Source organism: Streptomyces sp. NBC_01335 (assembly GCF_035953295.1).
GTDB lineage: Bacteria > Actinomycetota > Actinomycetes > Streptomycetales > Streptomycetaceae > Streptomyces.
Genome location: NZ_CP108370.1, coordinates 1061817 through 1076087, shown reverse-complemented (window position 1 = coordinate 1076087; position 14271 = coordinate 1061817). Strand labels below are relative to the sequence as shown.

At 66.7% G+C, this 14271-nt stretch carries 11 protein-coding genes, 2 rRNA genes and 1 riboswitch; of the genes, 12 read left to right on the top strand and 1 reads right to left on the bottom strand.

Going from position 1 to position 14271, the window contains the following annotated elements:
* The first annotated feature begins 46 nt into the window (after positions 1-46).
* The 12 genes from OG599_RS04305 (at position 47) to OG599_RS04250 (ending at position 13642) form a co-directional block, all read left to right on the top strand.
* Positions 47-3172 (top strand): 23S ribosomal RNA (locus OG599_RS04305).
* A 76-nt stretch (positions 3173-3248) separates the two neighbouring features.
* Positions 3249-3365: ribosomal RNA gene (gene rrf, locus OG599_RS04300) — 5S ribosomal RNA — on the top strand.
* 149 nt (positions 3366-3514) lie between these two features.
* Positions 3515-4123 carry a CDP-alcohol phosphatidyltransferase family protein gene (locus OG599_RS04295; RefSeq protein ID WP_327174601.1) on the top strand — a complete coding sequence of 203 codons (609 nt, stop codon included), beginning with the start codon at positions 3515-3517 and terminating at the stop codon, positions 4121-4123.
* A gap of 110 nt (positions 4124-4233) precedes the next feature.
* The gene (locus OG599_RS04290) at positions 4234-6729 is read left to right on the top strand and encodes a mannose-1-phosphate guanyltransferase (protein WP_327174600.1); all 2496 of its coding nucleotides are present in this window, start codon (positions 4234-4236) and stop codon (positions 6727-6729) included.
* A gap of 107 nt (positions 6730-6836) precedes the next feature.
* Positions 6837-7757: a DUF881 domain-containing protein gene (locus OG599_RS04285; protein WP_327174599.1), complete on the top strand. Its 921-nt coding sequence runs from the start codon at positions 6837-6839 to the stop codon at positions 7755-7757.
* On the top strand, positions 7754-8086 hold the full coding sequence (locus OG599_RS04280; protein WP_031069011.1) for a small basic family protein: 333 nt from the start codon (positions 7754-7756) through the stop codon (positions 8084-8086). Before OG599_RS04285 ends, OG599_RS04280 begins: the two co-directional genes overlap by 4 nt.
* Positions 8087-8091: 5 nt before the next feature.
* The gene (locus OG599_RS04275; RefSeq protein WP_327174598.1) at positions 8092-8895 is read left to right on the top strand and encodes a DUF881 domain-containing protein; all 804 of its coding nucleotides are present in this window, start codon (positions 8092-8094) and stop codon (positions 8893-8895) included.
* Between the two features lie 202 nt (positions 8896-9097).
* Positions 9098-9862, top strand: coding sequence for an FHA domain-containing protein (locus OG599_RS04270; protein ID WP_327174597.1), 765 nt, complete (start codon positions 9098-9100; stop codon positions 9860-9862).
* A gap of 43 nt (positions 9863-9905) precedes the next feature.
* Positions 9906-10652 carry a transcriptional regulator FtsR gene (gene ftsR / locus OG599_RS04265; protein WP_327174596.1) on the top strand — a complete coding sequence of 249 codons (747 nt, stop codon included), beginning with the start codon at positions 9906-9908 and terminating at the stop codon, positions 10650-10652.
* Positions 10653-10705: 53 nt separating this feature from the next.
* The gene (locus tag OG599_RS04260; protein ID WP_327174595.1) at positions 10706-11179 is read left to right on the top strand and encodes a bifunctional nuclease family protein; all 474 of its coding nucleotides are present in this window, start codon (positions 10706-10708) and stop codon (positions 11177-11179) included.
* A gap of 169 nt (positions 11180-11348) precedes the next feature.
* Positions 11349-11966: a MerR family transcriptional regulator gene (locus OG599_RS04255; protein ID WP_327174594.1), complete on the top strand. Its 618-nt coding sequence runs from the start codon at positions 11349-11351 to the stop codon at positions 11964-11966.
* Positions 11967-12073: 107 nt separating this feature from the next.
* Positions 12074-13642 (top strand): DNA polymerase IV, encoded by a 1569-nt coding sequence (locus OG599_RS04250; RefSeq protein ID WP_327174593.1) that lies wholly within the window; start codon positions 12074-12076, stop codon positions 13640-13642.
* On the opposite strand, the gene OG599_RS04245 is transcribed toward OG599_RS04250, so the two are convergent.
* Positions 13564-13935 (bottom strand): PRC-barrel domain-containing protein, encoded by a 372-nt coding sequence (locus OG599_RS04245; protein WP_327174592.1) that lies wholly within the window; start codon positions 13933-13935, stop codon positions 13564-13566. The genes OG599_RS04250 and OG599_RS04245 overlap by 79 nt on opposite strands.
* A 142-nt stretch (positions 13936-14077) precedes the next feature.
* Positions 14078-14174: riboswitch (glycine riboswitch) on the top strand.
* The last annotated feature ends 97 nt before the right edge of the window (positions 14175-14271 follow it).

Here is a 14271-nt window from a genome sequence, read left to right as displayed (position 1 = left end):
TGGCTGGTTGTTGTTTGAGAACTGCACAGTGGACGCGAGCATCTGTGGCCAAGTTTTTAAGGGCGCACGGTGGATGCCTTGGCACCAGGAACCGATGAAGGACGTGGGAGGCCACGATAGTCCCCGGGGAGCTGTCAACCTAGCTTTGATCCGGGGGTTTCCGAATGGGGAAACCCGGCAGTCGTCATGGGCTGTCACCCGCTGCTGAACACATAGGCAGTGTGGAGGGAACGAGGGGAAGTGAAACATCTCAGTACCCTCAGGAAGAGAAAACAACCGTGATTCCGGGAGTAGTGGCGAGCGAAACTGGATCAGGCCAAACCGTATGTGTGTGATACCCGGCAGGGGTTGCGCATGCGGGGTTGTGGGATCTCTCTTTTACGGTCTGCCGGCTGTGAGACGAGTCAGAAACCGTTGATGTAGGCGAAGGACATGCGAAAGGTCCGGCGTAGAGGGTAAGACCCCCGTAGCTGAAACATTAACGGCTCGTTTGAGAGACACCCAAGTAGCACGGGGCCCGAGAAATCCCGTGTGAATCTGGCGGGACCACCCGCTAAGCCTAAATATTCCCTGGTGACCGATAGCGGATAGTACCGTGAGGGAATGGTGAAAAGTACCGCGGGAGCGGAGTGAAATAGTACCTGAAACCGTGTGCCTACAAGCCGTGGGAGCGTCGCTGTATGTGCTTGCACATGCAGTCGTGACTGCGTGCCTTTTGAAGAATGAGCCTGCGAGTTAGCGGTGTGTAGCGAGGTTAACCCGTGTGGGGAAGCCGTAGCGAAAGCGAGTCCGAATAGGGCGATTGAGTTGCACGCTCTAGACCCGAAGCGGAGTGATCTAGCCATGGGCAGGTTGAAGCGGAGGTAAGACTTCGTGGAGGACCGAACCCACCAGGGTTGAAAACCTGGGGGATGACCTGTGGTTAGGGGTGAAAGGCCAATCAAACTCCGTGATAGCTGGTTCTCCCCGAAATGCATTTAGGTGCAGCGTCGTGTGTTTCTTGCCGGAGGTAGAGCACTGGATAGGCGATGGGCCCTACCGGGTTACTGACCTTAGCCAAACTCCGAATGCCGGTAAGTGAGAGCACGGCAGTGAGACTGTGGGGGATAAGCTCCATGGTCGAGAGGGAAACAGCCCAGAGCATCGACTAAGGCCCCTAAGCGTACGCTAAGTGGGAAAGGATGTGGAGTCGCAGAGACAACCAGGAGGTTGGCTTAGAAGCAGCCACCCTTGAAAGAGTGCGTAATAGCTCACTGGTCAAGTGATTCCGCGCCGACAATGTAGCGGGGCTCAAGCGTACCGCCGAAGTTGTGTCATTCATACACATATCCCCAACGGGAGTATGGATGGGTAGGGGAGCGTCGTGTGCCGGGTGAAGCAGCCGCGGAAGCGAGTTGTGGACGGTTCACGAGTGAGAATGCAGGCATGAGTAGCGATACACACGTGAGAAACGTGTGCGCCGATTGACTAAGGGTTCCTGGGTCAAGCTGATCTGCCCAGGGTAAGTCGGGACCTAAGGCGAGGCCGACAGGCGTAGTCGATGGACAACCGGTTGATATTCCGGTACCCGCTTTGAAACGCCCAGTACTGAATCAGGCGATGCTAAGTCCGTGAAGCCGGCCCGATCTCTTCGGAGTTGAGGGTAGTGGTGGAGCCGATGAACCAGACTTGTAGTAGGTAAGCGATGGGGTGACGCAGGAAGGTAGTCCAGCCCGGGCGGTGGTTGTCCCGGGGTAAGGGTGTAGGCCGTGTGGTAGGCAAATCCGTCACACGTTAAGGCTGAGACCTGATGCCGAGCCGATTGTGGCGAAGTGGATGATCCTATGCTGTCGAGAAAAGCCTCTAGCGAGTTTCATGGCGGCCCGTACCCTAAACCGACTCAGGTGGTCAGGTAGAGAATACCGAGGCGTTCGGGTGAACTATGGTTAAGGAACTCGGCAAAATGCCCCCGTAACTTCGGGAGAAGGGGGGCCATCACTGGTGATCCGATTTACTCGGTGAGCTGGGGGTGGCCGCAGAGACCAGCGAGAAGCGACTGTTTACTAAAAACACAGGTCCGTGCGAAGCCGTAAGGCGATGTATACGGACTGACGCCTGCCCGGTGCTGGAACGTTAAGGGGACCGGTTAGCTGACTTTCGGGTCGGCGAAGCTGAGAACTTAAGCGCCAGTAAACGGCGGTGGTAACTATAACCATCCTAAGGTAGCGAAATTCCTTGTCGGGTAAGTTCCGACCTGCACGAATGGCGTAACGACTTCTCGACTGTCTCAACCATAGGCCCGGTGAAATTGCATTACGAGTAAAGATGCTCGTTTCGCGCAGCAGGACGGAAAGACCCCGGGACCTTTACTACAGTTTGATATTGGTGTTCGGTTCGGCTTGTGTAGGATAGGTGGGAGACTTTGAAGCGGCCACGCCAGTGGTTGTGGAGTCGCCGTTGAAATACCACTCTGGTCGTGCTGGATGTCTAACCTCGGTCCGTGATCCGGATCAGGGACAGTGTCTGATGGGTAGTTTAACTGGGGCGGTTGCCTCCTAAAGAGTAACGGAGGCGCCCAAAGGTTCCCTCAGCCTGGTTGGCAATCAGGTGTTGAGTGTAAGTGCACAAGGGAGCTTGACTGTGAGACCGACGGGTCGAGCAGGGACGAAAGTCGGGACTAGTGATCCGGCAGTGGCTTGTGGAAGCGCTGTCGCTCAACGGATAAAAGGTACCCCGGGGATAACAGGCTGATCTTCCCCAAGAGTCCATATCGACGGGATGGTTTGGCACCTCGATGTCGGCTCGTCGCATCCTGGGGCTGGAGTCGGTCCCAAGGGTTGGGCTGTTCGCCCATTAAAGCGGTACGCGAGCTGGGTTTAGAACGTCGTGAGACAGTTCGGTCCCTATCCGCTGTGCGCGTAGGAATATTGAGAAGGGCTGTCCCTAGTACGAGAGGACCGGGACGGACGAACCTCTGGTGTGCCAGTTGTCCTGCCAAGGGCATGGCTGGTTGGCTACGTTCGGAAAGGATAACCGCTGAAAGCATCTAAGCGGGAAGCCTGCTTCGAGATGAGTATTCCCACCCCCTTTGAGGGGTTAAGGCTCCCAGTAGACGACTGGGTTGATAGGCCAGATGTGGAAGCCCGGTAACGGGTGGAGCTGACTGGTACTAATAGGCCGAGGGCTTGTCCTCAGTTGCTCGCGTCCACTGTGTTGGTTCTGAAATAACAACCGCCGTGTTTTCATCCGGTTGGTTAATTTCATAGTGTTTCGGTGGTCATTGCGTTAGGGAAACGCCCGGTTACATTCCGAACCCGGAAGCTAAGCCTTTCAGCGCCGATGGTACTGCAGGGGGGACCCTGTGGGAGAGTAGGACGCCGCCGAACAATTTTTCCGGGAGACCCCCGTGCCTTTGGGCACGGGGGTTTTCTGCGTTTACGGGGTGGTTTTTTGACCCTGCTGCACCTGGACACGGTGGCTGACGGTAGGGTCAGGGGGCATCATTGGCACATTTCTTCACACAGGAGGCCCCCGGGTGGAGGTCCAGGAGACTCGGGTTCAGACGGACCGGGTCCTCACCATCCCCAACATCCTCAGCATGGCTCGCCTTGTCGGGGTACCGCTTTTCCTGTGGCTGATCCTTCGCCCGGTGTTCGGCGGCCCGCACAGTGACGGCTGGGCGCTGTTGGTACTCGCGCTGAGCGGTATCAGCGACTACCTCGACGGCAAGCTCGCCCGCCGGTGGAATCAGGTCAGCAGCCTCGGGCGGCTCCTGGACCCTGCGGCGGACCGGCTCTATGTCCTTTCCACACTCGTCGGGCTCACCTGGCGCGAGATCCTGCCGCTCTGGCTCACCATCGCGCTCCTGGCCCGGGAACTGATGCTGCTGGTGATGGTCGGCATCCTCCGCCGGCACGGTTATCCGCCGCCCCAGGTGAACTTCCTCGGGAAAGCTGCAACCTTCAACTTGATGTACGCCTTCCCCTTGTTGCTGCTCAGCGACGGAAGTGGTTGGCTTGAAACGTTGGCCGCAGTTTTCGGATGGGCGTTCGCCGGGTGGGGTACAACCTTGTATTGGTGGGCAGGACTCCTCTACGTGGTTCAGGTCCGCCGGCTCGTCAAGGCGGACGCAACAGCCGATTGAGCTCGTTGAAGCGGTGCCGTGCAGAGTGGCCGGACCGCGGCAGATGTCTCTCGACGCCGCCCGACGGGCCAAGTCGGCTTAACCGTCGTCTCTAGGAGGACGTTTCCGACATGAAGGCCGTCGTGATGGCTGGCGGCGAGGGCACACGCCTTCGCCCGATGACCTCAAGCATGCCCAAGCCGCTTCTCCCTGTGGCCAACCGGCCGATCATGGAGCATGTGCTCCGACTGCTGAAGCGGCACGGACTCAATGAGACCGTGGTGACCGTCCAGTTCCTGGCCTCTCTCGTCAAGAACTACTTCGGGGACGGGGAAGAGCTCGGAATGGAGCTCACCTATGCCAATGAGGAGAAGCCGCTCGGCACCGCGGGAAGCGTGAAGAACGCCGAGGAGGCGCTGAAGGACGACACCTTCCTCGTCATTTCCGGCGACGCGCTGACCGACTTCGACCTCACCGACCTCATCGCGTTCCACAAGGAGAAGGGCGGGCTCGTCACCGTCTGCCTGACCCGGGTTCCCAATCCTCTGGAATTCGGAATCACGATCGTGGACGAGCAGGGTCAGGTCGAGCGGTTCCTGGAGAAGCCCACGTGGGGTCAGGTGTTCTCGGACACCGTCAACACGGGTATTTACGTGATGGAGCCCGAGGTCTTCGACTACGTCCAGGCCGACACGTCCGTGGACTGGTCCGGCGACGTCTTCCCGCAGCTCATGAAGGAGGGCAAGCCGATCTACGGCTATGTCGCCGAGGGCTACTGGGAGGACGTGGGCACGCACGAAAGCTATGTGAAGGCCCAGGCCGACGTGCTGGAACGGAAGGTCGACGTCGAACTCGACGGCTTCGAGATCGCCCCCGGCGTATGGGTGGCGGAAGGCGCCGAAGTCCACCCCGACGCGACCCTCCGCGGCCCGCTCTACATCGGTGACTACGCCAAGGTCGAGGCGGACGTCGAAATCCGGGAGCACACCGTCATCGGGTCGAACGTGGTGGTCAAGTCCGGTGCCTTCCTGCACCGGGCGGTGGTCCACGACAACGTGTTCATCGGCTCCCACAGCAATCTGCGGGGCTGCGTGATCGGTAAGAACACCGACGTCATGCGCGCCGCCCGCATCGAGGACGGCGCCGTCATCGGCGACGAATGCCTCGTCGGCGAAGAATCGATCATCCAGGGGAATGTGCGGGTCTACCCCTTCAAGACCATCGAGGCCGGCGCCTTCGTCAACACCTCGGTGATCTGGGAGTCGCGCGGACAGGCACACCTCTTCGGAGCCCGCGGTGTCTCCGGAATCCTGAACGTCGAAATCACCCCCGAACTCGCGGTCCGTCTCGCCGGCGCCTATGCGACCACCCTGAAGAAGGGGTCGACCGTCACGACCGCGCGCGACCACTCCCGTGGTGCGCGAGCGCTGAAGCGCGCGGTCATCTCCGCGCTCCAGGCGAGCGCGATCGACGTCCGGGATCTTGAGAACGTGCCGCTGCCGGTGGCCCGTCAGCAGACGGCCCGCGGAAGCGCCGGCGGCATCATGATCAGAACGTCTCCCGGCGTCCCCGACTCCGTCGACATCATGTTCTTCGACGAGCGTGGTGCCGATCTCTCGCAGGCCCGGCAGCGGAAGCTGGACAGGGTCTACGCCCGCCAGGAGTACCGCAGGGCCTTCCCCGGCGAGATCGGGGACCTGCACTTCCCGTCGAGCGTCTTCGACTCGTACACCGGCTCCCTGCTCCGCAACGTCGATACGACCGGCATCGCCGAATCGGGTCTGAAGGTCGTCGTGGACGCCTCCAACGGCAGCGCGGGGCTCGTTCTGCCCAGCCTCCTCGGACGGCTCGGCGTCGACTCGCTCACCATCAACCCGGGACTCGACGAGTCGCGGCCCACCGAGTCCGCCGAGACCCGGCGCGCCGGGCTGGTCCGGCTCGGCGAGATCGTGTCGTCGGCGCGGGCCGCGTTCGGCGTACGGTTCGACCCGGTCGGTGAGCGGCTCTCCCTCGTCGACGAGCGCGGCAGGATCATCGAGGACGACCGGGCGCTGCTGGTCATGCTCGACCTGGTGGCCGCCGAGCGGCGGAGCGGCCGGGTGGCCCTGCCGGTGACCACCACGCGGGTCGCCGAGCAGGTGGCCGCCTACCACGGCACGCAGGTGGAGTGGACGACGACCTCGCCGGACGACCTGACCAGGGTCGGCCGTGAGGAGAACACGATCTTCGGCGGCGACGGGCGCGGCGGATTCATCGTCCCCGAGTTCAGCAGCGTCTTCGACGGGTCGGCCGCCTTCGTCCGGCTCATCGGCCTGATCGCCCGGACCCAGCTCACCCTGAGCCAGATCGACGACCGCATCCCGCGCGCCCATGTGCTCCGCCGCGACCTGGCCACCCCTTGGGCGGTCAAGGGGCTCGTGATGCGGCGGGTCGTCGAGGCCGCCGGCGACCGGGACGTGGACACCACCGACGGCGTCCGCGTCGTCGAGGCGGACGGCCGCTGGGTCATGGTCCTGCCCGACCCGGCCGAGGCCGTCACCCACCTGTGGGCCGAGGGCCCCGACGACGCCTCCGCCCAGTTGCTGCTGGATGAGTGGGCCGCTGTCGTCGACAGCGCCGGGGACTGACCCCCCCGCACCCGTTTCCGGGGAGCCGCCGTACGCCGGTGGCTCCCCGGAGCCGTGTGGTCAGGTCCATTCGGCGGTAGCCGGGGTGACGTGCGACGATGTGCGGCATGCCGCAGCCGCCCCCCGAACGGAGCAGTTCCGCTCCGCCCGCCCGCCCCGACGCCTCCATGTCGCTGCTGACCCAGGTGATGGACCACAGCCTGGACGAGGGGTACGCCGAGGCCGCGGCCCGCCGCGGGACCGGCGGGACCGCGGGGCTGCCCCGCAAGCTGCGGGCCAAGCTGGGCCTCGCCGCCGGACTCGTGCTCATCGCGCTCGTCGTCACCCTCGGTGCCGCACAGGCCAGGGTGTCCGCTCCGGTGGTGGCCAAGGAACGCCAGGAACTCATCGACCGCATCGACGGCGAGACCGATGCGGCCGACTCCCTCGAATCCGAGGTGGAGAAGCTCCGCACGGACGTCGGCGCGCGGCAGCGCGCGGCTCTCCTCCAGCACGGCGGGGACCAGGGCGAGCTGGTCGCCCTCCTCTCGGGGGCCACCCCGGTCGAGGGCCCCGGGGTGAAACTCGTCGTGGACGACGCCGACGAGACCGACCAGGGCGACGACGGGCCGCGCGGCACCAGCGGGTTCGCCGACACCGGCCGGGTGCGGGACCGGGACCTGCAGCGGGTCGTCAACGGCCTCTGGGAGTCCGGCGCGGAGGCCGTAGCCATCAACGGGCAGCGGCTGACGGCACTTTCGGCGATCCGTGCCGCCGGAGACGCCATACTGGTCGACAACAGGCCCCTCGTGCCGCCCTATACGGTGCTGGCGGTGGGGGACGGGAAGAAGCTGGCCGCGACGTTCCGGTCCAGTGCGGACGGCCAGTACCTCCAGGCCCTGCACGACGGCTTCGACATCCGGACCAGCCTGTCCGATCAGAAGGCGGTACGGCTCCCGGCCGCGCCGAGCCTGATCGTACGCACAGCAGAACCGAAGGCCGCAGACACCGGCAGTGGTGCGGCAGACACAGGGAAGGGCACATCGTGATCGCCGTACTGGGCCTCGTCGTGGGAGTCGTGGTCGGACTGTTCGTCCGGCCCGAGGTACCGGCGGTGGTCGAGCCCTACCTCCCGATCGCCGTGGTGGCCGCGCTCGACGCGGTCTTCGGCGGACTGCGCGCGATGCTGGACGGGATCTTCGTGGACAAGGTCTTCGTCGTGTCGTTCCTGTCCAACGTCGTGGTGGCCGCGCTCATCGTCTTCCTCGGCGACAAGCTCGGCGTGGGCGCGCAGTTGTCGACCGGTGTGGTCGTCGTGCTGGGCATCCGGATCTTCTCCAACGCGGCCGCCATCCGCCGACACGTCTTCCGGGCCTGACGCCGATGAACGACGAAGAGACGCCCCGGGACGAAGCGACCGACGGTCCGGCTCCGGAGACGGCTGCCGTACGGCCCCCGGAGAGGAACGGACTGAGCGGACGTCAGCGGCTGCGTGCCGGGCTCTGGCCGCCCCGGGTCACCCGGGCCCAACTCGTGGTGGCGCTGCTGCTGTTCGGGCTGGGACTGGGCCTGGCGCTCCAGGTACGGTCCAACAGCGACGACAGCGCCCTGCGCGGCGCCCGCCAGGAGGACCTGGTCCGCATCCTCGACGAGGTCGACGACAGGACCCAGCGGCTGGAGGACGAGAAGCAGCGTCTCGACGCCCAGCGGACGGAACTGGAGAACAGTTCCGACCAGGCCGAGGAGGCGCGCAAGCAGACGCTGGAGAAGGAGCGGCAACTGGGTATCCTCGCGGGTACCGTCGCGGCCCACGGGCCGGGAATCACGCTCACCGTCGACGACCCCACCAAGTCGGTCGCCCCGGACATGCTGCTGGACGCCGTCCAGGAGCTCCGTGCGGCCGGCGCCGAGGCCATCGAGGTCAACGGGGTGCGCGTGGTCGCCAGTACGTACTTCTCCGGGGACGCCGGGTCGGTGAAGGTCGACGGCCGTGCGGTCCAGGCGCCGTACGCCTTCGAGGTGATCGGCCGGCCCGAGGATCTGGAGCCGGCGCTCAACATCCCGGGCGGGGTGGTCCAGACGCTGGAGAAGGAGCAGGCGACGGCGGTGGTGGAACGGGCCGACGACATTGCGGTGGACGCCTTGCGACCTGCGAAGCAGCCTGACTACGCTCGGTCGTCGTCGTAGTGGTCCACCGGCGGGGTAAGGCCCTCGGCAACTCCAAGCAGGTGTGCGGGGTTACGGGGGGTCGCCGCACCGTATCCATGGTGCGTGGTGGAAACTGTCGGGTGGATACGGACGTTGTGAGAATGTCCGGGTCGGCAGGTGTGTTCAGTCAGGGTTCGTCCTGCCCCACGGGCGGGTCTATGTCGGTCAAGGGGAATCGCCCGTGAAGTTTTTTGCGAAGTTGTTCGGAAAGAGCGCACGCGAGGACAGCAACAGTGCTGCCCGCCATCGCGCGCCGCGGCACGGCCAGGACGAGGAGCAGGGCGGCGACCGCCCCCTCTTCCGCGACGAGTTGTCCGCCTCGGGCGGCGGCTCCGGAGCGCAGGCGGGTGTCTCCGGCATAGGTTCCGGTGACTCCGGGCCGAGCACCGGATTCCACCCCGCCCCGGCGGGCTCCGGTGTGGCGCTCTGCGCGAGGTGCGGTCACCGGAATCCGGCGACCAGCCGGTTCTGCTCCAACTGCGGCGCGCCGCTGAAGGGCGGAATCCCCGAGCGCGCCTCCGAGACCACGTCGACGATCTCGATCTCCGGACTCGAGGCTTACGACGCCGAGGTCACCGGCCAGACCAAGCTGCCGTCGCTCTCTCCCGAGGCGCAGGCGGCCGTGGACGCGCTGCCCGCGGGGAGCGCGCTCCTGGTGGTCCGCCGCGGCCCGAACTCGGGCAGCCGCTTCCTGCTGGACGGCGACCTGACGACGGCCGGCCGTCACCCGCAGAGCGACATCTTCCTGGACGACGTGACCGTGTCGCGGCGTCATGTGGAGTTCCACCGGGTCGCGGACGGTAGCTTCACCGTGGGAGACGTCGGCAGCCTGAACGGCACCTACGTCAACCGTGAGCGCATCGACTCCGTCGCGCTGACCAATGGCGACGAGGTCCAGATCGGTAAGTACCGGCTGGTCTTCTACGCGAGCCAGCGGAGCGTGTGACCTGCCCCGGACCACCACGTCCGGGGGAACCCCAGGAAGGCCCATGCTGCGAACATCCCAGGGCGGTGCCGGAAACGGCACCGCCGCCGCGGACCGCCGTGCGGTGAGCATCGGCGCGGTGCTCGCCCAGCTCCGCGAGGAGTTTCCGGAAGTCACGATCTCGAAGATCCGTTTCCTGGAGGCGGAGGGGCTCGTCGAGCCCGAGCGGACGCCTTCCGGATACCGGAAGTTCAGTTCCGAGGACGTGGAGAAGCTCGCGCAGGTGCTGCGCATGCAGCGGGACCACTACCTCCCCCTGAAGGTCATCCGGGAGTACCTGGACGCCCTCGCCCGGGGGGAGCAGGTCGCGCTGCCCTCCCCGGGGGGCCAGAAGGACCTCGCGGACAGTTGCTGGGACGCGGCGATGGCCGGGGCGCCCGCAGCGGCCCGTATCGGCCGTGCCGAGCTCCTCGCCGTCACCGGCGCGGACGAGGAGCAGCTCGCCGAATGGGAGTCCTACGGCCTCATCGTGCCCGAGCCCGAGGGTGGGTACGACGCCGAAGCGGTGAACGTCGCGAAACTCGTGTCCGACCTCGGCCGGTTCGGTCTCGAACCGCGGCATCTGCGCGCCGTGAGGGCCGCCGCCGAGCGGGAGGCCGGGCTGGTCGAGCAGGTGGTGGCGCCCCTGCGCCGGCACCGGAATCCGCAGACCAGGGCACGTGCCGAGGCCACCGCGCAGGAGCTCGCCGAGCTCTCCGTACGGCTGCACGCGGCGCTCGTGCAGACCGCCCTGCGCATGCGTTCGCACTGACCTCGGCGGAGCCCGACTACCCAAACATGGCGAGCACGTCCTAGGGTTGCTGTGTGAACGAGCTCGACGTTGTCGGTGTCCGGGTGGAAATGCCCTCCAATCAACCGATCGTTCTCCTGCGTGAAGTGGGAGGCGACCGGTACCTCCCCATCTGGATCGGTCCCGGCGAGGCCACGGCCATCGCCTTCGCCCAGCAGGGGATGGCCCCTGCCAGGCCGCTGACCCATGACCTTTTCAAGGATGTCCTCGACGCGGTCGGCCAGGAGCTCACCGAAGTCAGGATCACGGACATCCGGGACGGGATCTTCTTCGCGGAGCTGGTCTTCGCCAGCGGTGTGGAGGTGAGCGCACGGCCGTCCGACGCCATAGCGCTGGCGCTGCGCACCGGAACGCCGATCTACGGCAGCGACGGAGTGCTCGACGACGCGGGGATCGCCATCCCGGACGAGCAGGAGGACGAGGTCGAGAAGTTCCGCGAGTTCCTCGACCAGATCTCGCCCGAGGACTTCGGTACCAACAGCCAGTGACCCCGTCCGGACCGGCGGCGGGCGCGCATTCGAGAAGCCCTTCCCGGTCCGACGTCACGGGAAACCACCCTCAGGGTGATTATCACTCGGCGTGCCGAGTGTGGCGATCGTTGACGCACCCCCGGTGACTGCCTACCTTCGAGGGGGCAGGTCAAGGACGGAGGTCGGCGTGAGAAGCAGCGGCGACGGTGCGGCGGCGGGCGGGCCGTATCCGCAGCACGGCAGTGGGGCCGACCACACCATCAGGCAACCGGTTCACCCGGTGGCCCCGGTGTCGGACGGTGTCCCAGGGGCGAACGGCATCGGCTACCGCGGGCCGACAGCGTGCGCGGCGGCCGGGATCACCTACCGGCAGCTCGATTACTGGGCGCGTACGGGACTGGTCGAACCGAGCGTCCGGCCGGCCTACGGCTCGGGCACCCAGCGTCTCTACAGTTTCCGGGACGTGGTGCTCCTCAAGATCGTGAAGCGTTTCCTGGACACGGGCGTCGCCCTGCAGAACATCCGCACCACGGTGCAGCATCTGCGGGCCCGGGGATTCCAGGACCTCGAACGCATGACGCTGATGAGCGACGGCGCCACCGTCTACGAGTGCTGCTCGCCCGACGAGGTCGTGAACCTGCTCCAGGGCGGCCAGGGCATCTTCGGCATCGCCGTGGGGGTGGTGTGGCGGGACGTGGACGCGGCCCTCTCACAGCTGCACGGGGAGCGCGTGGACACCGGGGAGACCCTCATCGGCCACAACCCCACCGACGAACTGGCCCGGCGCCGCAACCGCGCCGTCTGACGCTCCGGCGCCCGAAACCGGTGACGGACACGCTTCCGGATGCCCGGCCCCCGGCGAACGGGTGCCGGGCGGTGTCGTTGTCAGTGGCGTAGGGCACCATCGGCGGTGTGAGATCCGCGCCCACCATCCTCCACCTCGACATGGATGCGTTCTTCGCCTCCGCCGAGCAGGCCGCCAAGCCCAGCCTGCGCGGCAAGCCGGTCGTGGTGGGCGGCGTCGGCCCGCGCGGGGTCGTCGCCACCGCCTCGTACGAGGCACGGCGCTTCGGCGTGCACTCCGCGATGCCCACCGCCCAGGCGCGCCGGCTGGCCCCGAACGCCGCCTACCTGGTGCCGCGCTTCTCCCTGTACCGCTCCGTCAGCGACCAGGTGATGGAACTCCTGGGACGGCTCTCCCCGCTGGTCGAGCCGCTCAGCCTCGACGAGGCCTTCGTGGATCTGGAAGCCGGTGGGGCCGCCGACGACTCCGCCTCGGCCCGCGCCACCGGGGAGCGGCTGCGGGAGGCCATCCGCACGGTCACCGGACTCAGCGGATCGGTCGGGCTGGCCGGGTCCAAGATGCTGGCGAAGATCGCCTCCGAAGAGGCCAAGCCGGACGGGCTGATGCTCATCGAGCCGGGCACCGAGCGGGAACTCCTGGCGCCCATGCCCGTACGCACCCTGCCCGGGGTCGGTCCGGCCACCGGGGACCATCTGCGGCGCGCCGGGATGACCACGGTGAACGACCTGGCCGAGGCGGGCGAGGACGAGCTCGTACGGCTGGTGGGCAAGGCCCACGGGGTCTCGCTGTACCGGATGGCGCTCGGCCTGGACGACCGGCCCGTGGTCGCCGAACGCGACGCCAAGTCCGTCTCGGTCGAGGACACCTTCGAGGTGGACCTCCACGACCGCATGCGGGTACGCACGGAGGTCGAGCGGCTGGCCGGCCGGTGCGTCGAGCGGCTGCGGAAGGCCGGGCGCTCCGGGCGCACCGTCGTGCTCAAGGTGCGCCGCTACGACTTCTCCACCCTCACCCGCTCCGAGACGCTGCGCGGCCCCACGGACGACCCCTCAGTGGTGCGTGAGGCCGCCGCCCGCCTCCTGGAGGGGGTGGACACCACCGGGGGAGTGCGGCTGCTGGGCGTGGGGGTCACGGGCCTGGCGGACTACACGCAGGAGGACCTCTTCGCACAGGCGGCGCAGGCCGAGCGTGCCGAGCGGGCGGCGCAGGCCGAGCGCGCGGCCGGGGAACCGGCGGCGCCGGCTTCCGGGGCTGGCGTGGCAGCGGGCACGGGGGCGGAGTCGAACGCGGAAGCCCACCGGGAGGCGTCCGACCCGCCGCCCGCGCTCCCCGGTGCACTGCCCGGCCCGCCGGGGCACACGACGGCCGACGCGCCCGGGGACGAGGCCGCCGGGCGCGCCGCGCGGCGCTGGTCCCCGGGCCACGACGTGCGGCACGGGACGTACGGGCACGGCTGGGTGCAGGGCAGCGGAGTCGGCCGGGTCACCGTGCGGTTCGAGCGGCCGGGCGACCCGCCCGGCCGGGTGCGCACGTTCCGGGTGGACGACCCGGACCTCGTCCCCGCCGATCCGCTGCCGCTGGTGGCGGAGCCGGTGGACTACTCGTCCTGGCCGGCCAGCCTGCCGAAGTCGCGGTCCGGGCCCGGATCGGTCACGGAGGAGGAGTCGAGTCCGTAATGCCGGTACAGCTGAAGCTCCTGCTCGGGCGAGAGATGCCGCCCGACACCGAAGTCCGGCGCGTCCCGGATCAGCGCGCGGTCGAACGGAACACGCAGGGTGTCCTCGACGAACTCGCTCGGCTCCAGCGGGACGAAGGCGTCCCTGCTGAACAGGCCGGTGCGGACGGCGGCCCACTCCGGGACGCCTGTGGCGTCGTCGAGGTAGACCTCGTCCACCGTGCCGATCTTGACGCCTGCGCGGTCGAATGCCTTGCGGCCGATCAGGCTGCGCGGATCGATGTCGGTCTGCACGGTGCCTCCCGCTGGTCGCGACGACTGGGGCCAAGACACGGCCCAGCAACAACTCCACAGCCACTACAGAAGTGCAGATTCCGGATATCGGCCACTCGAAGAAACGGCGAAGATCCCCGCTGGTAGGCTGGCACATGGCTGCTGACCCCGTGCGGGAGAGCCTCCGGTGCTGATTCCGGAGGCGCCGAAGGAGCAAATCCTCCCCGGAATCTCTCAGGCCCCCGTACCGCACGGACGAGGTCACTCTGGAAAGCAGGGCGGTCCCACCCGGCACGTGCCCGGTGCGGCCCACCCTCACCGACGGTGAAAGCCGGTACGCCCCAGGGCGCGCCGGTG

Excerpts from the sequence above, each read along its gene's own strand:
- OG599_RS04275 (WP_327174598.1), top strand. The coding sequence starts at position 8,092 with ATGAACGACGAAGAGACGCCCCGGGACGAAGCGACCGACGGTCCGGCT.
- OG599_RS04290 (WP_327174600.1), top strand. The coding sequence starts at position 4,234 with ATGAAGGCCGTCGTGATGGCTGGCGGCGAGGGCACACGCCTTCGCCCG.
- ftsR (WP_327174596.1), top strand. The coding sequence starts at position 9,906 with ATGCTGCGAACATCCCAGGGCGGTGCCGGAAACGGCACCGCCGCCGCG.
- OG599_RS04285 (WP_327174599.1), top strand. The coding sequence starts at position 6,837 with ATGCCGCAGCCGCCCCCCGAACGGAGCAGTTCCGCTCCGCCCGCCCGC.